Source organism: Paenibacillus lacisediminis (assembly GCF_046567315.2).
This window is the reverse complement of sequence record NZ_JBKIAX020000001.1, coordinates 211,515-229,518: the sequence shown is the minus strand read 5'-3', so window position 1 is coordinate 229,518 and position 18,004 is coordinate 211,515. Positions and strand designations below refer to the sequence as shown.

At 46.2% G+C, this 18,004-nt stretch carries 17 protein-coding genes and 3 pseudogenes; 10 read left to right on the top strand and 10 right to left on the bottom strand.

What is annotated here, in order from left to right:
- Positions 1-6 precede the first annotated feature (6 nt).
- Positions 7-810, top strand: coding sequence for an inositol monophosphatase family protein (locus ACLD72_RS01040; RefSeq protein WP_410995064.1), 804 nt, complete (start codon positions 7-9; stop codon positions 808-810).
- Between the two features lie 231 nt (positions 811-1,041).
- Here the strand turns inward: ACLD72_RS01040 and ACLD72_RS01035 are convergent, their stop codons facing one another.
- Both ACLD72_RS01035 and ACLD72_RS01030 read right to left on the bottom strand, forming a co-directional pair.
- On the bottom strand, positions 1,042-2,163 hold the full coding sequence (locus ACLD72_RS01035; RefSeq protein WP_410995065.1) for a GerAB/ArcD/ProY family transporter: 1,122 nt from the start codon (positions 2,161-2,163) through the stop codon (positions 1,042-1,044).
- A gap of 361 nt (positions 2,164-2,524) precedes the next feature.
- Positions 2,525-2,782: a hypothetical protein gene (locus ACLD72_RS01030; RefSeq protein WP_410995066.1), complete on the bottom strand. Its 258-nt coding sequence runs from the start codon at positions 2,780-2,782 to the stop codon at positions 2,525-2,527.
- Positions 2,783-3,452: 670 nt separating this feature from the next.
- On the opposite strand from ACLD72_RS01030, the pseudogene ACLD72_RS01025 reads away from it, so the two are divergent.
- Positions 3,453-3,641: pseudogene (locus tag ACLD72_RS01025) on the top strand (alcohol dehydrogenase catalytic domain-containing protein); the annotation flags it as partial.
- 460 nt (positions 3,642-4,101) lie between these two features.
- Here ACLD72_RS01025 and ACLD72_RS01020 read toward each other — a convergent pair.
- On the bottom strand, positions 4,102-5,199 hold the full coding sequence (locus ACLD72_RS01020) for an L-dopachrome tautomerase-related protein (RefSeq protein ID WP_410995067.1): 1,098 nt from the start codon (positions 5,197-5,199) through the stop codon (positions 4,102-4,104).
- Between the two features lie 271 nt (positions 5,200-5,470).
- Between ACLD72_RS01020 and ACLD72_RS01015 the strand changes: the two genes are divergently transcribed.
- The 5 genes and pseudogenes from ACLD72_RS01015 to ACLD72_RS00995 all read left to right on the top strand — a co-directional run bounded on the left by ACLD72_RS01015 (position 5,471) and on the right by ACLD72_RS00995 (position 9,301).
- Complete coding sequence (locus ACLD72_RS01015; protein ID WP_410995069.1) at positions 5,471-6,943, top strand: phospholipase D-like domain-containing protein; 1,473 nt, start codon at positions 5,471-5,473, stop codon at positions 6,941-6,943.
- Between the two features lie 58 nt (positions 6,944-7,001).
- A complete protein-coding gene (locus ACLD72_RS01010) occupies positions 7,002-7,163 on the top strand; it encodes a hypothetical protein (RefSeq protein WP_410995070.1) in 162 nt (53 codons plus the stop codon).
- An 845-nt stretch (positions 7,164-8,008) separates the two neighbouring features.
- Positions 8,009-8,761, top strand: a pseudogene (locus ACLD72_RS01005) (zinc-binding dehydrogenase); the annotation flags it as partial.
- A 32-nt stretch (positions 8,762-8,793) separates the two neighbouring features.
- The gene (locus ACLD72_RS01000) at positions 8,794-8,994 is read left to right on the top strand and encodes a hypothetical protein (protein WP_410995071.1); all 201 of its coding nucleotides are present in this window, start codon (positions 8,794-8,796) and stop codon (positions 8,992-8,994) included.
- A 10-nt stretch (positions 8,995-9,004) separates the two neighbouring features.
- The gene (locus ACLD72_RS00995; protein WP_410995073.1) at positions 9,005-9,301 is read left to right on the top strand and encodes a spore coat protein; all 297 of its coding nucleotides are present in this window, start codon (positions 9,005-9,007) and stop codon (positions 9,299-9,301) included.
- A 342-nt stretch (positions 9,302-9,643) separates the two neighbouring features.
- Here ACLD72_RS00995 and ACLD72_RS00990 read toward each other — a convergent pair whose 3' ends face one another.
- Complete coding sequence (locus ACLD72_RS00990) at positions 9,644-9,877, bottom strand: response regulator (protein ID WP_410995074.1); 234 nt, start codon at positions 9,875-9,877, stop codon at positions 9,644-9,646.
- A gap of 213 nt (positions 9,878-10,090) precedes the next feature.
- On the opposite strand from ACLD72_RS00990, the gene ACLD72_RS00985 reads away from it, so the two are divergent.
- From ACLD72_RS00985 to ACLD72_RS00975, 3 genes and pseudogenes are all read left to right on the top strand, one after another.
- Positions 10,091-10,306 (top strand): hypothetical protein, encoded by a 216-nt coding sequence (locus tag ACLD72_RS00985; RefSeq protein ID WP_410995075.1) that lies wholly within the window; start codon positions 10,091-10,093, stop codon positions 10,304-10,306.
- A gap of 194 nt (positions 10,307-10,500) precedes the next feature.
- Positions 10,501-10,941: pseudogene (locus ACLD72_RS00980) on the top strand (DUF2306 domain-containing protein); the annotation flags it as partial.
- A gap of 136 nt (positions 10,942-11,077) precedes the next feature.
- Entirely contained in the window at positions 11,078-11,887 is an 810-nt protein-coding gene (locus ACLD72_RS00975; RefSeq protein ID WP_458475463.1) for a DJ-1/PfpI family protein, read from the top strand.
- Between the two features lie 117 nt (positions 11,888-12,004).
- On the opposite strand, the gene ACLD72_RS00970 is transcribed toward ACLD72_RS00975, so the two are convergent.
- From ACLD72_RS00970 to ACLD72_RS00945, 6 genes are all read right to left on the bottom strand, one after another.
- Positions 12,005-12,415 carry a transposase gene (locus ACLD72_RS00970; protein WP_410995078.1) on the bottom strand — a complete coding sequence of 137 codons (411 nt, stop codon included), beginning with the start codon at positions 12,413-12,415 and terminating at the stop codon, positions 12,005-12,007.
- A gap of 301 nt (positions 12,416-12,716) precedes the next feature.
- The gene (locus ACLD72_RS00965) at positions 12,717-14,108 is read right to left on the bottom strand and encodes a glycoside-pentoside-hexuronide (GPH):cation symporter (RefSeq protein WP_410995079.1); all 1,392 of its coding nucleotides are present in this window, start codon (positions 14,106-14,108) and stop codon (positions 12,717-12,719) included.
- A 215-nt stretch (positions 14,109-14,323) separates the two neighbouring features.
- Positions 14,324-14,977: a GntR family transcriptional regulator gene (locus ACLD72_RS00960; protein ID WP_410995081.1), complete on the bottom strand. Its 654-nt coding sequence runs from the start codon at positions 14,975-14,977 to the stop codon at positions 14,324-14,326.
- Between the two features lie 36 nt (positions 14,978-15,013).
- Positions 15,014-15,676 carry a class II aldolase/adducin family protein gene (locus ACLD72_RS00955; RefSeq protein ID WP_410995082.1) on the bottom strand — a complete coding sequence of 221 codons (663 nt, stop codon included), beginning with the start codon at positions 15,674-15,676 and terminating at the stop codon, positions 15,014-15,016.
- 7 nt (positions 15,677-15,683) lie between these two features.
- Positions 15,684-17,069, bottom strand: coding sequence for a four-carbon acid sugar kinase family protein (locus tag ACLD72_RS00950; RefSeq protein ID WP_410995083.1), 1,386 nt, complete (start codon positions 17,067-17,069; stop codon positions 15,684-15,686).
- A complete protein-coding gene (locus tag ACLD72_RS00945; RefSeq protein ID WP_410995084.1) occupies positions 17,066-18,004 on the bottom strand; it encodes a TIM barrel protein in 939 nt (312 codons plus the stop codon). The genes ACLD72_RS00950 and ACLD72_RS00945 overlap by 4 nt, the downstream gene beginning before the upstream one ends.

Genomic DNA, 18,004 nt, shown 5'->3' with positions numbered 1-18,004 from the left:
CAAGAAATGTCTAAACAATACCTTCGCGTTCTCAAAGAGTGTGTCATCGAAACAGGAAAAAACAGTTTGCGGCACTTAGAAGGACATATTGATGCTGATTCGAAAGCATCGCATCATGAATTAGTTACATTTGTAGACCGCCAAAATGAGCAAATGGCAGTACAACGAATCAAGGAAAACTTCCCTAATCACAAAATTATGGGCGAAGAAAGTTATACCGAGGAAGTTTTTGAGCCGAATGACTTCATTTGGATTATTGACCCGATTGACGGGACAACCAACTATTTGCATCAAAAGCAAAGTTTTACGATCTCAATCGCTTTATACCAGAACGGCCAAGGGATTTGCGGGGCCATTTATAATCCTTCTGCCGACGAACTTTTTTGGGCCGAGAAAGGTTCCGGTGCATATCTGAACAATAAACGGCTTTTGATGAATTCTACATCAGCAGCATTAAGTAATTCATTAATTTCTACGTATATTCGATATGATCAGGAAGAAAAGAAGCTTGGATTTGAAAGGTTTGTACATCATATAGCTAACGAGTCCAGAGGAATCCGTATGATTGGATGCGGCTCTCTGGAACTGGCTTACGTGGCTTGCGGGCGATTTAATGCGTATTTTAGTTCACTTCAGAAGCCGTGGGATTTTGCAGCAGGTAAATTGTTAATCGAAGAAGCAGGCGGTAAAATTACTTGTTTAAACGGAGATCCGATTAATATATATCTATCAGGTAGCAGTATTCTTGCGGCCGGTAAGGACCTTCATCAGGAAATACTAAATATTTCTAAGACAATTTTGTACACATAACGTTTAGTATATATACCGGAGTTATGTACAACGTCAGCAGCAGCGCATTTTTACATTCAAATAAAGGGAACAATGCTCCGCCTAAAGCAATGCATGCTGCCAGCAAATTTAATAACACGTAATTTCAATTGAATATCACATAAATAAAAAACAGGCCAACTATGGTTGTAGCGGACCATAAGTTGACCTGAGTTTCAGGCTGTTTTATTTTTGCACCAGCTTTCCTCCTTATCATCCCCCATCTTTCTGCTGCGCTCTATTTGGTTTTAACGCCCCCAGTTTGCTGCGGATCCATGCCGTCAGAAAGAGAAGTAAGCCGAACACAACCAGCGAGAAATCGAACCAAATGTGACTCGTCGCCAAATAACGAGCAAAATCAACAGCGCCGGAAAGGCCCCAGAAGCTCACAACCAAGGCCAAAAATGCAAGCGGCAAGGCGAGCGCCCGAAAATCCTTGAGTCCAATCCATTCGGCCATTCCCGTCACCGCCGCATAGAAATACGTGGCCAATTCGATAAACGTCCCGGGCAGCCATACAGCCAGCAGCAAGGCGTCGATGTGCTGAAAAAACTCCCCGAGTCCAATATAACGAACGACTTCGATAAACGGATAGTTTAATGTACCGGCATACTCGCCAAAAAGAAAAACGGACACAAGGCCGGACGCCGCAAGTGTAATCATTTCCCCAAACCAGGCCGTAAAAACGAAAAACGCCGCTTTCCGCTGATTCGACAATAACGGGAAATACACCCCCAACAAAAGATAACCGGAGAACCAGGTAAACGGAACGATGGCTCCCTTAAGCGAAGGGACCGGTCCTTTCCCCATGATCGGCAAAGCGTTCGATACCTCCCATTCAGGGATGGTGAGAATACTCAGCAGCGCGAACACTACGATCGTAACCGGCAGAAACAACTGTGCCAGCCGCCCCAGCACCTCTACGCCCCCCCTTACCGTATACGCCACAAGAAACATTATTCCGCCGGCGGTAACCAGGGAGGGGGTATTCTCCAAAAATACGGAGGAAATAAAATCGCTGTAAATCCGTAAAATAACGCTGGTCAGGTAAGCGGTGTAAAACACGATGATTAGCCCCGCCGCTTTACCCGGCAGCTTTCCAAACAGCCGCTTGCTGTACGCGATGCTTGTCTCTCCCGGAAACATGCGGCCGAGCCACAGCATGGCCAGCACGAAGGTTATGCCGGCCAGATGCGACCACACAGGCGACAGCCATAAATCCCGCCCCGCCGCCTCCCCCGCGATTTTGGGAATCAGCAGCAGCCCGTCGTAGCCCATTAGGGAATACTGCATAAGCGCCAATTGACCCGCAGAAATCTTCCCTTTTTCCACCATCCGCAACACCCCGTCAACTTAATATGCCGATATATGATTCACATGTTTTCCCTCCTTAAGTTATTTTCGCCAAAAAAGTCCGATTTCATTTCATTAAAAAAGGGGCTTCCCGATCCTTCGGGAACGCCCTTCTCGAACTGAATGCCGCTCATAAAATCATTTCAATTGAATATCACATAAATAAAAAACAGGGCAACTATGCAGGCCGTTAATACAGTCAAACTGATTAAAGGATCGCCCGGGATAGAAGTGATTAAATCGGAAAATAATTTAAACCCCGGTGCGGCCATCAACACGGAACCAAAAGCTACCGCTGAAGCCGTGGCAAAAATAGGGGCAATGGAGCCGCTCGCCCCAATGCTTAACGTCCGGATTTTGTCAGGTATATATTTATAAACAGCGCCACTGCTAATAAAATAGCCACCATTAATGCCACATAAATTACATTCTGGCGAACAAAAGCATTCCCAAAAGTACTGCCTAAAACAGCAATAATAATTAATGTAACAAGCGGTAAAATACTTTCTATAAAACTGGGGAGTTCTCTTTCATCATAACTTTCATTTACATCGTCAGCATATGTTGCATAAGTTTCCCCAGCTTTTAAACTCTTGTTCAAACAGTACTTCATATATCAGCAGTAATAATAATGAAGCTCGGGCAGTTCGACGTACTCTGGGAACCGCCCAGCAGGCGCCGTTTTCTCGGTTTAGCCCGACGTTGCCGAGATCACTGACGTTGTCTCCGCTTTGAGAATGACGATGTAACCGTGTCGGTCCAGGCAAAACGTCTCTTCCTCCTAATCTTGCAGCATGACTTTCAGTTGACAGAAATTTTCATTGAGCTTGTTAAAAATATGTCGTGCTATTTCGGCAGTGGCTACAGTAACAGTAAGTCTAACTAAGGGTATTCGAAATACACGGCTGCGGGGTGCGACGTAGGCGCTCTCGTGACCGGACAGCTAGGACACAAATATCGTGACGAGATTTACGCCTCCATATAGGATCCGCACAAATCTTAACTTGTTTAACGGGGATCGCGCTTGGAATCTTGCTGGTGGTCGTTCCATTCCAAACAACATTCCTGAAAGTATCCGATTGCAAATTTTCGAGTTTGATCGGCGTTTTGCATCCCATCACGCTGTACATGTTCTTGACCCCAGCACATTCGCGTACGGACTGAGCGACTCGCCAGTCGGTATGCTCGCTTGGATATTGGAACGATGGGTGAGGTGGAGTGACAATAAGGGCGACGTCGAAGGACGATTCCATGCCCAGCAAAGATGCGGTTTGATCGTAAAGATCACCAGTACCGCCATTTGCGGTTCCAACCTACACCTTATTCACGGGATGATCCCTAACTATGTCATCGGGCATGAACCGATGGGGATCGTAGAAGAGGTAGGCCCCGGCGTGACAAAGGTAAAGAAAGGCGACCGTGTGATCATCCCGTTCAACATCGCATGCGGAGAGTGTTTTTTAGGGGCCTATACCATCCCTACCATATTCCAGAGCAAATTCAGCTTGATCTGAAAAACATTCAGACCGCTATGAACATTCTGTCCTGACACCGTATTTCGTCCAGGCAAAATGCTTAAAATCACAATGGTTCAGGCACGTTTTTAATTTAATCCGGAGACTTCAGAGAACAAAATGTTCCCCATTATAGTCAAACAGGTTCACGTCAAAGACGGGCGTCCCTTAAGGAAAAGCATTTTTTGAGATGGCCCTTTCCGCAAAACTGCGGAGGGGCTTTTGCTTCTAGGAAGCAAAATTTTCCCGCCAAGTACACCATTGTCATCCGACCTCAAAAAGCCCTTAAATATTTCCTGCGCAGACGTTTTCGGGGTCAGGTGACCAATTGCGGGAATATATCATAATTTTAACTGACAAAAAAGGCAGCTCCCTGATGAGGGATAGCTACCTCCGTTTAAGATTATTATGAAAAGGTAGGAGCAGGGAATTCATCAATTCTCATACGAAGTAAACTATATGGTTTTTCCCGCAGGTCTCTTCCATAATGAAATCTCGCCTGCCGATGTAATTGATTCACAATGACATATAAGTATTGATCGGGGCCAATCGAAAAAGTATCCGGCCATAAAATTCTCGGGTCATGTGCGATGGTTTCCATTGCGCCATTCGGCAATATCTTCCGGATACTGTTGTTTTCATAGTCTCCCGCATAAACGGTTCCTTTTGCGTCGGTGATCATTCCATCAGACGCACCTTTTTCTCCCCAATACTGCACATATTGGGATAAATTCATGTCCTGTATTCTTCTGTCTCTTAGGGCTTCTGTTGAGATTGAGAACAGTTGACGGCTGGTTAGCGGAGCATAAAATAAAACCTTTCCATCAGGAGAAATCGCTAAACTATCGGAAGCCAATCTAAATGGGAAAGTCGAGCCGTCTGGGTTTCGATTCATCAAAATTTCACCCTCTACTTTCGGTAAAAAATAGGGATCAGGTGAAGTTGATTCTGCCCCATTTAATCGTCTAAACGCGTTCCCATTTTCTAAATCTACGACGATAATAGCCCCTGGCCCTCTGGAAGAAGAATCCGTTATATATGCATATCCTGCGCTTCCAACCCGAAAATCCAAACGGACATCATTCAGATAAGTTGTTGGCAAGACAACATCTACTGTAAAGGTATATACTCTCCTTATTGTATTCGTGCTTAAATCAACAGCAACTAATTTTGCTCCCCCTTGAATAGGTTCGGAAAAATTTGGTGCCCCTGTATCTAGTACCCAAAGTGTTCCTCTTCCATCAGCAACTATACTTTGGACACTGACGAAAGACATTGTGATATTACCAGTATTAACCATATTGTTTTCTAAACTGGGATAAGGCTGCAATTCACCCTCAACAATTTCCGCCACAGTAAATTGAACGTCGTCTCCCCATTTCGGAAAGCAAACAAAAATACGACCGGTTTCGGAAACGCTGACACCTGTAGGCATAGCCCCATAAAAAGCATGCACCAGTTCAAACTGCCCAAAATATTTTTCCATAGGTAACATAGGTTGCATAATATCCTCCTCATCAAATCCGAACGGATATCAACTATATATGATGAAATTTTTCTGTAGTGCCTAGTTCTTGATAAATTTTTCTATCGTGATGGATGCTGTGGGTTTCAACTTCCCATTACTAAAAATGTTGGTTTTATTAACGCTAGAATTACCGTTTAGCTGAATAGAAAAAAAGCGATTAGATGATTTATCAAATCGAACAAATTGGATATTTCCCCAAAATTTGGGCAACTTATTTGTAAGAGATTATTATGAGGAGGTTTTTGTAATGTGGATTTTAGGGCTCTACATATTGAATGCATTCTTTATGATAATCGTAGCCATCCGAGAAGTGCGCAAACCGGCAAAAGCTTTGAATTGGCTGGTGATCGCTCTTATTCTGCCGATAATCGGTTTCGGTATCTATCTCCTCATTGCCAATCCGGTGCGCATTCGTCGGGAGAGACTCACCTCTTCGCATCATGTAGTGGATCCATTGCCTGATTCGTTCAGCCGAGCATCCTCGATCATCGCCTCATCATTATGGCCGTTGACCGTGCACGGTCAACGTAAAGGGCGTGTCCAAATTCTAACCAACGGCATTGAAACCTATAAGAAGCTCATCGAATCCCTACAGAACGGGCAACGCACAATTGATGTGGAGTATTATATTTATCGGGATGACCAAGTCGGCAGAAGGATCACGGACGTATTGATCGAACGGGCCAAATCCGGCGTGCAGATCCGGTTTGTTAGAGACGGTTGGGGAAGCTGGCAATTTCCCCGCAGTCAGATCAATCGGATGATGGAGTCTGGAATCGAATGTCGGACGATATTTCCGATTCGTTTTCCCTGGCTGCCCGCTTTGACCTACCGCGATCATTGCAAGATTGTCGTGATTGACGGAAAAGAGGCTTTTACAGGCGGCATCAATGTAGGATATGAGTATACGGGATTAAAGCCTGATGTAGGATTTTGGCGTGATACCCATATGCGCATACTTGGGGAGGCTGCGAACGATTTACAAGTGCTATTCGATGTCCATTGGAAAATCGCGACGCAGGAAAAGATAAACAGAAAATCTTCGCTGAAGCCCTCTCCTGATAAAAATCAGAGGTCACAATTCGCTAATCCTTCAGGCGGATTAACACCCTCGACGGGAGAATGGGGAGCTGAACTGGGTGAGGCCGATCACGCTCCAGGTCCGGAGCATCATGCTTACCTGCAAACACTGGAAAGTAATCCTGGCGTGCCAACTCAAGTCATCCGTCAGGCTTACTTCATTTGTATGACGCAGGCGACTCGGACCCTTGACATCACGACGCCTTATTTCGTGCCGGATGCGGATATCATCATGGCTTTAAAAACAGCCGTGGCAAGAGGCGTATGCGTAAGATTGATGGTTCCGCGGCATGTTACTCCAAAAATCGTGGGACCTGCGAGCCGTTCCTTTTATGGAGAACTGCTGGAAGCGGGGGTTCACATATATATGTACGAGAAAGGCATGGTCCATGCAAAAGTGATGATCATTGATGAGGAAATGGCAGGGATCGGTTCGGCGAATTACGATTTGCGAAGCTTTCGACTGAATTACGAAATACTAGAAATGTTGTACAGTTTCGACACGGCGCGGGATCTCACCAAGCAATTCGAGCGTGATCTCATGGATTCCACGCCTTTACTCATAGAAGAATTGCAACATCGCTCGTATCAACAGCGCATCATCGATCAGGCAGCACGTCTGCTTTCACCGCTATTATAAACAGTAGAAATGGTCGCAGAAAGTGATTGTCCAAATGAAGTCCGCTCACCTTTAGCGAATGAAGCTTGACATCGGATCGAACGAGGAAGCGGCCGCGATCGATGAACAAGTGTCTGTCAAATCAATTGGTCTTGCGACGCTCACACTTGTAGGAACAAATCCTGTCTTTCGCAAGCTGCATGAGCATAATGTTCAGGTTAAGCGCTTGGGTAAGCAGTAGTCTGTATTTAAGTTGCTTGGGAAGTTGGCGCGAGTTCTTGTGGGTATGATTCAGAATGAGGAGTCCTTTGCACCGGGAAAAACGGTCCAAACATACTTAAACGCAGCTTAACCCTACCTATAGGATCGTGTGTTGACTCATTCGCGGGATTTCGAACAAAGAAAACACGGTGAACCGAGTTTGTACCCGATAAGGGCAAAGACCCGTCAGCTAAACGCTATCGGTCTCCTCTCCTTGGATAAGTGTAACGAAGGAATGCAAGGGCATAGACCCGCAGAGTCATGGGATGGTAAGGTACCAGGGATCTTGTGGAGGAAGCGTTCAGTAGAAGGACACCTGAAGAAATAATTACAGCTGTTTCTTCTATTCCCGCATGCCCAAAACAGCAACCTCAGGGCTCTGACCGTTATTCTCCTTCCGTTTATGGTCTTTTGAGGAATTAATAGACTTATGTTAAATTTTTTTATATACTATCATGTATCCATGGCTTCTTTAGGGGTATCCTTTTTGGCATATGACAATTAATTAATCGGCACATAATTGTGCCGGTTTTATTTTTTTGTAAGTGTATCCTGCCCGTTAGTTAATAAAAGGGCGTGCCGCCGTCGATGAAATCATATCGGGAATGTAACCATGTTCTTGTCATCGGTCGGGAATGTTATCAAGTTCTTGTCATTGTGTTTTGACAAGAACTTGATAACATAAATATAAAAAGCCGCATATTCAGCGGCTTTCTAATGTTACTATGTTTTTGTCACCCGACAACTAATTCTTTTACAAAATATTTATATGCTATATTCCCATCCATTTTCAATTGTATATCTTATTAGAGCAGCCGATCGAATGGGCAAGCCGAGTATTTACGGGTCCCGTTCGCAAATTTCACCCACTTCAAGATTTCTGAAAACTGCGAGCAGCCGGACGAAAAGCTAAGCTTGATCGCCGATGCCATGACGACGGCATTCTGGAGCGTAGATAACGCCGGCGTCAAGAATGGAGATACGGTCATCGTGCTCGGATGCGGTCCGGTCGGACTTCTGGCCCAGAAATTCTGCTGGCTAAAGGGAGCAAAGAGGGTTATCGCCGTTGACTATGTCGATTACCGCTTACAGCATGCGAAACGAACAAACAATGTGGAAATCGTAAACTTCGAACAAGATAAGAATATCGGCAACAATCTCAAGGAAATGACCAAAGGCGGCGCCGATGTCGTGATTGATGCTGTTGGAATGGACGGCAAGATGAGCGATCTCGAATTTCTAGCCAGCGGTTTGAAACTGCAAGGCGGCACCATGAGCGCATTTATCATTGCGTCTCAGGCTGTCCGCAAAGGGGGGACTATCCAAGTCACTGGGGTATACGGCGGACGCTATAACGGATTCCCGCTTGGCGACATCATGCAGCGAAACGTGAATATCCGTTCCGGACAAGCTCCGGTCATTCACTACATGCCATATATGTACGAGTTGGTTACGTCTGGCAAAGTGGACCCTGGAGACATTGTTACGCACGTCATTCCGCTCAGCGAGGCCAAACGGGGCTATGAAGTGTTCGATACGAAAACGGACGATTGCATTAAAGTCATCTTAAAGCCTTAAATTATGGATAGATACACGGGAGGACAATCCGAATGAATTCCAATCACGCTTTGCATGAGATACTGGAGGTTCAGGAAATGGCTGCGTTCAAGACGGTTTGCATGACCAAATCCAAGACCATGCAAACTCTGGTAACCGACCCTGAGCTCAGGCAAATTTTGCAACAAGACGTACAATTATCACAACAGCAGCTTCAGGAACTAGGTGGAGTGCTGTCTAAAGCGACCCTATAGGAGATAAAACATGAACCCAATATTAGAACATATGACAGGGCTTCATATGCTGACCGATGAAGTGATCGCAATGGATTTTTTGATGAACGCCAAGAGCGGAGTCAGAAACTACGCCATGGCCGTGACCGAATGTGCCACCCCCGTAATCAAGCAAATTTTGATGAAACAGCTCGAAGAAGCTATAGACTCCCATGAAAAGATAACAAACTACATGATGCAGCGGGGCCTATACCATCCCTACCATATTCCGGAGCAAATTCAGCTCGATCTGAAAAATATTCAGACCGCTATGAACATTCCGTCCTGACTCCGTATTCGTCCCGACAAAACGCGCAAACCACCATGGTTCAGGCGCGTTTTTTGATTTTAGCCGAAGACTTTAGAGAATAAAATGTTCCCCGTGTCAAGAATTCAACAATACAATAATGGCAGCCACGCTCCACACTTATTTGGGCTTCGTCACAAACACACTTGAACTGCTTTGTGATTTTAGAATACTCAATCCCCCCGGCATTCTGTAGAATTAATTCAACTATTCTGCTAGTTTGCCTAAGGTCCCCTGCTGATGTTTTGTCCGCTTATGAACGACGGGAGTTTGAGACTGGAGAGGTTAATTCAATTTCTTTTCTTCTCTTCCAAAAAATTTGCGTCATTTGTGGTACGGTTCACCGATTTTAATCCCAAACGTCCTGTAAAGGCAATTCTTTTTCAATTCTTGCGGCATCACAATACAATGAATGGAATTCTGCTCAAACCAAGTCCAAGCTTGAACAGTATCGCAAGCGGTTATAACGCGAAAATTTTCGTACTCTAAAAAGTCACTCAATAGTTCGACAATGCTTTGATCATCGTCTACAACCAGTATGGTACTAACTTCACTCATGAATATCCCACCTTTGAATACTAGTTTATCATTTTTCCCCATGAAACTAAGAGAACCACCTGATTTGTGATGATTTGTTTATTGTTTTGTGACCTTTTTACAACTTTGTTTGAGATACTCGTTTGTTATGATTCTTCTTGCGGACCCGGACGGCAAATATCGCGAGTAAGTGCTCGTTCTGCGCAAAACCGGATGAAGGAGGATGACATAGGCTTGGAACACGGCAATTTATCGTTTTTTCCATTCGGTGCTCTATTTTGTCTCACGCTTTTTTCTTTTGTGGCAGTTCGAATTTATGCGATTCGTCATCGCTACAGAGATTCCAATCAAAAAGACCATGACATCGCATTGATTCTAAAAGGCCGGATGGCTAGGGGTGAACTCGACGAGAAGCAATATCATAGGCTGAAGGATCTTCTGACAAAATAACTTTTCCCTCTCGTACCTGGCGCATCAGGCGACGCCGAAGGAGATGGCCCCGATTCGCCCCCGGCTATTCTGTCGCGGGCGGAGATCAAATGATCGGAATCGCCAGGGCCGGCATACTGCCTGCATCCAAATTAACAGGCAAGCGGGTATCTTAACCCGGAAATGTGTATTGGCAATAAAGGTGAAGCCGCGGGGGGCTGCTCAACTTTTCTAATCGAATCTTTGAAAAAAGCCGAAAGTTCCATCGCATAAACGGATACGTTTATTTAGTGTCTGTACTTCTTGTCGTGATTACTTCCGGATACATGGCGCCTTACGCCACCGGAGGAAAAATAAGCAGTATGGGGTTCAATGTGCTAAATATTATATGGCTGCTTATAACCTTTACGGCGCTCGTTCAAATCAAAAAGAAACGGATCATCCGGCACCGGAACTGGATGATCCGAAGTTATGCCTTTTGTTTTACGAACATGTTGATTCATCTCATCACTTCTCTTTTTCATCAGGGATTCGGTCTTGTTTACGCTACCAGCTATATCATTGGAGTTTACGGCTCCATTGTGCTGCTGCTGGTCATTCCTAACATCATAATCAGAATTATCGTTCGATCCAAAGAGGTAGTGATTACCCCTTAAATGAGGTGGCCCAGCTCACCTCCGCATGATTTGAGTAGTGTACTGGTTTTATTAAATACATCAAAAAAATCGCTTAAGGCGAACGGATTTCATTCCGTTTTATGCCTTGAGCTAAACGAAAGGAATAGGTATAAGGATGAAAAAAATTTTGGGATTACTCATGTCGTTTGCACTGGTTCTAAGTCTAGTTACCTCTGCAGCAAGTGCGAAAACAAAAGAGAGTAATGATGCAATCAAAGACAAAAGTACGCATGTTCAAATCGTATTATTCGATGGTTTCGATCTGCTGGACGCATTAGCGCCATACGAAGTATTTGCTGCCGCGGGAATGTACTCAAAAGGAGCAGTTACTGTAGAATTGGTTTCCGCAGAAGGCAAGCGTTCTGTCCCGAGCGGTCTGAATGGGCCCGCTCTCGAAGCGCAAGCCGCATTAGACCCAAAGCGTCCGGGAATTATTTTGGTGCCTGGGGCTTCGGGCAAACCGGCGGGAAATTCGGAAGATGCCATTCCGAATATATTAAAACAGGCCATGAAGACAGGCTTACCGGATATGTTGAAACAAGCTTTTAACAATAAGGAAGTCACTGTGGCTACAGTATGTGGAGGTACATTGCTGCCTGCAATGGCAGGTTTGTTAAAAGATAGACATGCGGTTACCAATCATATAGGTATGGCTGCGTTAGGAGCTCTTGGTGCAATTCCGATTGAAGCAAGAGTCGTTGAAGATGGTCCTCGATTCGTGAGCGGGGGAGGCGTGACTTCGGGTCTTGATGTGGCCTTGTATTTGGTCGATCGTGAGTTAGGGCCCCAAATCGCGAATGCTGTAGAAAAGTTATTCGAGTACGAGAAAAGAGGCACGGTGTGGCGAGCGGAAGGCATCGCGCCGAACGACTTTAATACGAATCCAAAAGCTTCTGAAGAAAAGCAACCATCTGCTAATCAATGAGCACTGCCGAAAAGTAAAATACCGATCCGATAAAAGCAACAGCGGCGGACTAGGATGCAAAAGACCTAGCCTGGCCGCTGTTGCAGTTAATGCCCAAAGGATAAGGCCTGCTAAAAGCTACCTGTGGCTGAAGCCACCTGAATGTTCCGACTGAAACTCAGCCTTCTCGTCTTCAACTTGTTGATCTTCTATGTACCGACTAATCGTATCTTCATTGATAGCACCTACGGTTACACAGAAGTACCCTCTTGACCGTAAGTGTTGGCCCCAATACCACTTCTTCAAATGTGAAAACTCGTCCTGTAGCAGTCGGGATGATCTCCCTTTGAGGTATTGGATCACTTTCGAGAGCCATCGTCGGCGGACAAGATACGAGCAGATGGAGGTGATCCTTAGATCCTTTTCAATTGAACAATACGTACAAGGCGGGGCAATTTTTACATCGTCTTGAATTACAAAGATGAAAACGGGAAACGAAAAAGCAAGTGGATTGCCACTATCTGGCGAAGCTATGCGGAAGCCGCGCATCCAACCCCCCCCCTTTCAAACTAAAACATAAAGTCTATGCCAAATATCTGCTGGAACTGCCTGGCATCCGCTTGTCGTATATAGCCACCCGGCTGTATTTTAATGACCAAAGCTATTTCACCAAGATATTAAAAAATTAACCGGCCAAACGCCGCGGCAATTCCAGCAGGGAGATTCGTTATGACTGAACAAAGAAGGCACGCAAATTTTTTGTTTTTTTTCTGAAAATAGACTAAGGAGCAGTTCCCTTATGAGACACTGCCCCTTAGTTATTTTTTATTCACGCTATTGCAGCTCTTTATTAGTTATTGTTTAATCTTCTTGCTTCCAGTTCCGCTACAATTTCAGTATGCGGCTTTTCCCACTTATAAATGAAGGCCATCACAAGAATGGCTACTACCCCTAGAATAACCGGCAGCCAGATATAGCTTAAAGCAATCATCTGCAGAGCCTTGGCAGACTGCTCTTGCTTAGCCACGTAACCTCCCGCAGCAAGTAGCCATACCGGAATGGCGCTTCCAAGACCCGAACCTAATTTATTGGCAATCCCTGAAGCGGACATCAGAATTCCTGGGGCACGGACTCCGGACTTCCATTCACCATAGTCCACCGTATCCGCCTTTATAACAAACAGTAATCCTGAAGGCAGCCCCATACCAATCGATCCGATGATTGTACCGGTAATAATCAAGGCTACATTGCCTCCGGCCATAAAGATAATTAACTGGCCCACTATATTTACTGCAAGCCCGGTAATAATTAATGATTTTTTACTGAACTTCTTTGTTAGGAAAGGTACTGCCAAGATACCTAAAAGTGAGCTCATCGCAAGCGTATTGACAGTAGAAATGATCTCCGGCTTATTAATGTAATACGTCATGTAGTAGATAGCTGCCGACAATCTCATAATAAACATCGTATACAGGGTAATTCCGAATAAGCAAACGCCGATCCACGGGAGATTGCCTTTAATCGCTTTGATGCCTTCTTTTACAGGAATAGACTCCTTTCCGGAAACGCTCTGCACACGTTCTTTGGTGTTGAAGAAGGTGATGAAGAACAGGACCAGTGCGGTTAGCGAGAATACGGTCATCGCATAAAAGAATCCTTTTTTATCATCACCAGCGCCTAAGAAAGCTACAAGCGGCAGCAAAGTCAGATTGACAATTAATCCGCCGATTTGTCCGCCGAACATACGGAACGTATTGGCTACCGTTCTCTCCTGAATATTGCTTGTCATACTGGGCAGCATGGTCTGTAACGGGTTATTCACCGCCGCATATAACACGTTGGCTGCAATATAGAAGATGTAGGCGTAGGCCATTTTACCGGAAGCACTTAACTCCGGCCCCATAAACAACAGGATAGACACGATAGAGAACGGGATACACGACCATAAAATCCAAGGCCGGGATTTCCCCCATCTTGTATTGGTTTTATCAATTAGAATACCAAGGATCGGACTGTCGATCATGTCTACAAGCCGGGCAATCAGCATCAGCGTTCCTACTGCAGCCGCACCGATTCCGTAAATATCCGTAAAGTAAAAGGTTAAATACGTAGTAATTACGGTATAAATTAAGTTCGAACCGGTATCGCCCAGACCGTAGCTGATTTTTTCCAGCAGGGGGATTTTTTGATTACTGTTCATTGTCTGTGTTCCGGCCAGCCCGTCTTTTGCCTTTACTTCCATTGCTTTCACTCCTTTAATTGTATTTAAAGCGTTTTCATTTACATTTTTGGTAAATACGGACGCCTTTGGAGGTATCCGTAATAGGAAAGTTGCTTGTTTTTCAAACCTTCAATTCCAGGCAACAACGATGCCTAAGAGAGCATCATTATAAATCACACCTGTCTGTTGCCTGAAATTTGGACCGTAGGTCCCCACGTAATCTTCCTCGCAGGAAGTTAAAAATGGATAGAAGAATCCCCTGATCTCAGTACAGCGATCGTAGCCCGGATATGATTTCTCATTAATTCTTCAGCAAGGTCGCCGTCCCTCTTCTCGATTGCGTCAATGATCGCCATATGCTCGGGATAGGTCTCATCAGGCGAACGATATAGTCCTTGCGTGAGACTGGTCTGGATTACCTTGAATGATTCCAAGGACTTGGAGAGATGAAAGTCTTTGATTTCTGATGCAATCAGATTATGAAATTTCTTGTCAGCCAAATAATAAGCATCCTTGTCATGATTCTGTCTCTTTTGATATGCGCTTTGAAAGATTGCCCGCATATAGACAATTTTCTCGTCTTCAATCACTGGTGCTATCAACCGGCAGGCCAAGCCTTCCAGCACAGCACGAAGCTCAAATACAGAGATCATGTCCTCCAGGGTGAATTTTTTCGCATACCAGCCCTTTGAGGTTCTATATAAGAGTCCTTCCATCTCCAACTCCGCCATCGCTTTGCGTAGAGGGGTACGGCTGACGCCGAGCGTCTCTGTCAGCTGGTTCTGAATAATCAGCTGATCGGGCAGAAACTCTCCGTTGATAATCATTTCACGCAACCGCAAGTAAACGGCCTGATCCAGAGTATCCTTTACTATTCCTAAATTGTTCATGCTCTCATCCTTCTGTTTTATATGGTTGCCCTCATATTACCATAAACGGCGGGGCTTGTATCCGGAATGCTGGAGAAAATCCAGTGCCGTCTCCGGGTTTAAAACAGTAGGAGTTAAGCCGGTCATTTGCGCAGTGGCAGCCATTTTGCAGGTCATTTCGATGGTCTCAAGACACATCCGGGCTTCCTTCATTGAAGAATCAAAAACGATAACACCGTGGTTTTTTAGTATGATTACATTAGCTTCTTTGGCCTTATCCCGGACTGCCTCCCCCAGCTCCCGGCTTCCCGGATGATAATAGTCCACATAAGCGACGCGCTCCGCATAATACATGCTCTCGACAAACAGCTTGCTTTCGATCTGCAGGTCCGAGCAGGCAGCAAGAGTCGTCCAGAACGGGGAAGCGTGAATGATGAATCCTGCATCGGGACGCGCCTCGTAGATGGCAGCATGCATCGGAATTTCTTTGGAAGGCCGCTTTCCGGCAGCATCATATTTACCCGAGGAGATGGTCACCTGAACCAGATCGTTCTCCTCCAGATGTCCCATATAGGTACCGGATCCCGTAATTAACATGGAATCGCCGTCCATACGCTTGCTGATATTGCCCGAGTTTCCCCAAGCCAGCCCGTAGCTCATCATATACTGCCCAACATCAATTATTTCTTGCCCTTGCCCTGACGTATTCGTCGTTCTCACCCCCTTCCTATCTGTTTTTATTCACAATTTCCTTTTTTACTCTTAAAAAGTAATCCTCTTGTCCAAGCTGTCCTCCCTTAAGAGCAAGCTCCAGCCCGTTTACAAGGTGATCACTGGAATAACACAGGTTGAGCGGTGCTCCGGGTGCAATAGGAACGGCTATTTCCATTGCGGATACGCCAAGCTCCTTGGTGGCGAATCCCGAAGTATCTCCGCCGGCAACGACAAATCTTCTGGTGCATTTGCGCGTGATGATTCCCTTCATGATACGCCCCAGCAATTGTCCAAGCAGTCTCCCGCTTTTATCTGGCCGAATGCCAATCGAGTCTAAATTGTCTCTTGTCTCCCGAATGGAAGGATCCTTTGGGCCTTTCGCGGTATAAAAAATGATGTCCTGGCCCTCTTTCAGTACTTCCTCCGCTGTATCCACTATCTTTTGCAGGGCGGCCGCTGCGGTATCTGTACTCAAAAGCTCCTTGAGCGGAAGACGGACAGACACGAATCCTTCCTTCTCTGCCGCTTCAATCTGCCTTCTCGTAGTATCGGAGGCGCTGCCGGAAAGGACTACAATAGGCTCAGCTTCATCCGGTATTGTATGGTTAATAGTATAATCCGGGACCTCACGCTTTAATCCGGCTGACGATTCCCATACACCGGCCAATGCATATTCTACCCCGGAGGAACCAACCACAAAGAGCGGAGCATCCTCCTGAGCCATTCTCCATAGCAGCTTTCCTGCAGCCATCGTATCGCTCCGGTTCAGTGAATCGAACAATAGGACCGGGTCCTGTTTACTTGCAAAAGTCCGCCACACCTCTTCATCATTCCCCCCCAGCTCAAGCACAGACATCAAGCCTACCGGAAGCTCTGTCTGCTTCCCAAGATGCAGCCTGAGATCTGCTTCATCCATCGGGGTTGCCGGATGGACGGACATGATAGGGTGACGGTCCAGGCGGTGAATGGCTCCCGCGGCAGCCGCAAAGTGCTGGCCGAATACAGTGTATCTGGATAATGGAGGCGCACCCGCCAAGACCGGTGTAACCTGCTGATTCCTGAACATTCTTTTCCCGATATCGATAACGCGTCCAATGCTTCCGATCTCCGGTGCAGAGTCAAATGTCGAGCACACTTTGTAGTGGATAACTGACGGCTGATAAGCAAGCATACGCTCAAAAATCGGAACAAGCTCCTCCTCCAGCTCTGCGCTTGGCAGGGAACGGCTGATTCCCGCAATGCCGATGCAATCCACATCCGGATAATTCATCTTCAGTTCCTCCGGATCAGGGGGATCGAGGAATAATACCGTCCGGTATCCCCGCGTTGACAGCATTTCCATCGCATCCGTCGATCCGGTAAAATCATCGCCATAAAAAGCCAGCAGCAAATGGCTCATATCCGTTCACCCGCTTTCCGGGATTCGGATGTAATCTGGTACAGGGCTTTAACCAGCGTCCGTTTCGCGCCAGCAATCAGCAGACCCGGATCTTCGTCCGCTGCTGCAATAATCTCAAAGCCCAAACCGGCTTTACGTTCGGGTGACAGATAACCGGCCTCTATGAGAGCCTGCAGGAAGCGGGCAACCTCAGGCACATCGTGGCAACCCCCGCGATAACCGAAATACGGATGTTTGTCTCCGAACCGCTCATCCTCCGGATCAATCGAGCAATTCCCGATGTGCACATGCCCGAGCCACGTTTTCGTATTGAAGACCGTATCCTCAATGGTTTCCTCCAGCAGCGGCACATGGCTTAAATCGGCCAGCAGAGCAAGATTTGTAGTCCGCCCTTCAAGCTGCTGCATCAGCTTGGCAGCCAGTGTGCTGTCTCCGAACAGCCGTTTTTTGTCTACAGCCGTATCAAACAATTCCAGATCGAGTTTCAGCTTCCGCTCCCCAGCCGCCTGATCCAGCAGCAGCAACGAATCGCTGAGCCGGTCAAGCTCTGATTGCAGCGTGGCCTGCGGATCTTTCGGGCCGCTGATCACAGCGATCCGGTCTGCCCCTGATTCGAGCGCATCATCCATCGCCGCAATGATACTTTCTACCGCAAGCAGTTGCTCCGCCTGATCCGCAGACTGAAGATTATAGCCTTTTCCAAAAATCAACGGCTGCAGCAGATAGCTTGCTTTCATGTTCGTTACACGCAGCCATTCCGAGAATTGCCGTCTGCGCTGCGGATCAGCAATTGGAGCGACCTCAATCCGCTCAAAGAACGGATCTTCCAACACCAGCCGGATGGAACGCTCCCATTCCCTTGCATCCACAGCGGCAGCCGGCCATAAGCCCGGATGAACCAGACTAATCTCCAGCTGTTCTCTCCAGTTGATCAT

Excerpts from the sequence above, each read along its gene's own strand:
- ACLD72_RS01015 (WP_410995069.1), top strand. The coding sequence starts at position 5,471 with ATGTGGATTTTAGGGCTCTACATATTGAATGCATTCTTTATGATAATC.
- ACLD72_RS01020 (WP_410995067.1), bottom strand. The coding sequence starts at position 5,199 with ATGCAACCTATGTTACCTATGGAAAAATATTTTGGGCAGTTTGAACTG.
- ACLD72_RS00945 (WP_410995084.1), bottom strand. The coding sequence starts at position 18,004 with ATGATCAACTGGAGAGAACAGCTGGAGATTAGTCTGGTTCATCCGGGC.
- ACLD72_RS00995 (WP_410995073.1), top strand. The coding sequence starts at position 9,005 with ATGAACCCAATATTAGAACATATGACAGGGCTTCATATGCTGACCGAT.
- ACLD72_RS01010 (WP_410995070.1), top strand. The coding sequence starts at position 7,002 with ATGAAGCTTGACATCGGATCGAACGAGGAAGCGGCCGCGATCGATGAA.
- ACLD72_RS00950 (WP_410995083.1), bottom strand. The coding sequence starts at position 17,069 with ATGAGCCATTTGCTGCTGGCTTTTTATGGCGATGATTTTACCGGATCG.
- ACLD72_RS01035 (WP_410995065.1), bottom strand. The coding sequence starts at position 2,163 with ATGGTGGAAAAAGGGAAGATTTCTGCGGGTCAATTGGCGCTTATGCAG.
- ACLD72_RS01040 (WP_410995064.1), top strand. The coding sequence starts at position 7 with ATGTCTAAACAATACCTTCGCGTTCTCAAAGAGTGTGTCATCGAAACA.
- ACLD72_RS00990 (WP_410995074.1), bottom strand. The coding sequence starts at position 9,877 with ATGAGTGAAGTTAGTACCATACTGGTTGTAGACGATGATCAAAGCATT.
- ACLD72_RS01000 (WP_410995071.1), top strand. The coding sequence starts at position 8,794 with ATGAATTCCAATCACGCTTTGCATGAGATACTGGAGGTTCAGGAAATG.
- ACLD72_RS00970 (WP_410995078.1), bottom strand. The coding sequence starts at position 12,415 with ATGCGCGGCTTCCGCATAGCTTCGCCAGATAGTGGCAATCCACTTGCT.
- ACLD72_RS00975 (WP_458475463.1), top strand. The coding sequence starts at position 11,078 with ATGAAAAAAATTTTGGGATTACTCATGTCGTTTGCACTGGTTCTAAGT.
- ACLD72_RS00965 (WP_410995079.1), bottom strand. The coding sequence starts at position 14,108 with ATGGAAGTAAAGGCAAAAGACGGGCTGGCCGGAACACAGACAATGAAC.
- ACLD72_RS00960 (WP_410995081.1), bottom strand. The coding sequence starts at position 14,977 with ATGAACAATTTAGGAATAGTAAAGGATACTCTGGATCAGGCCGTTTAC.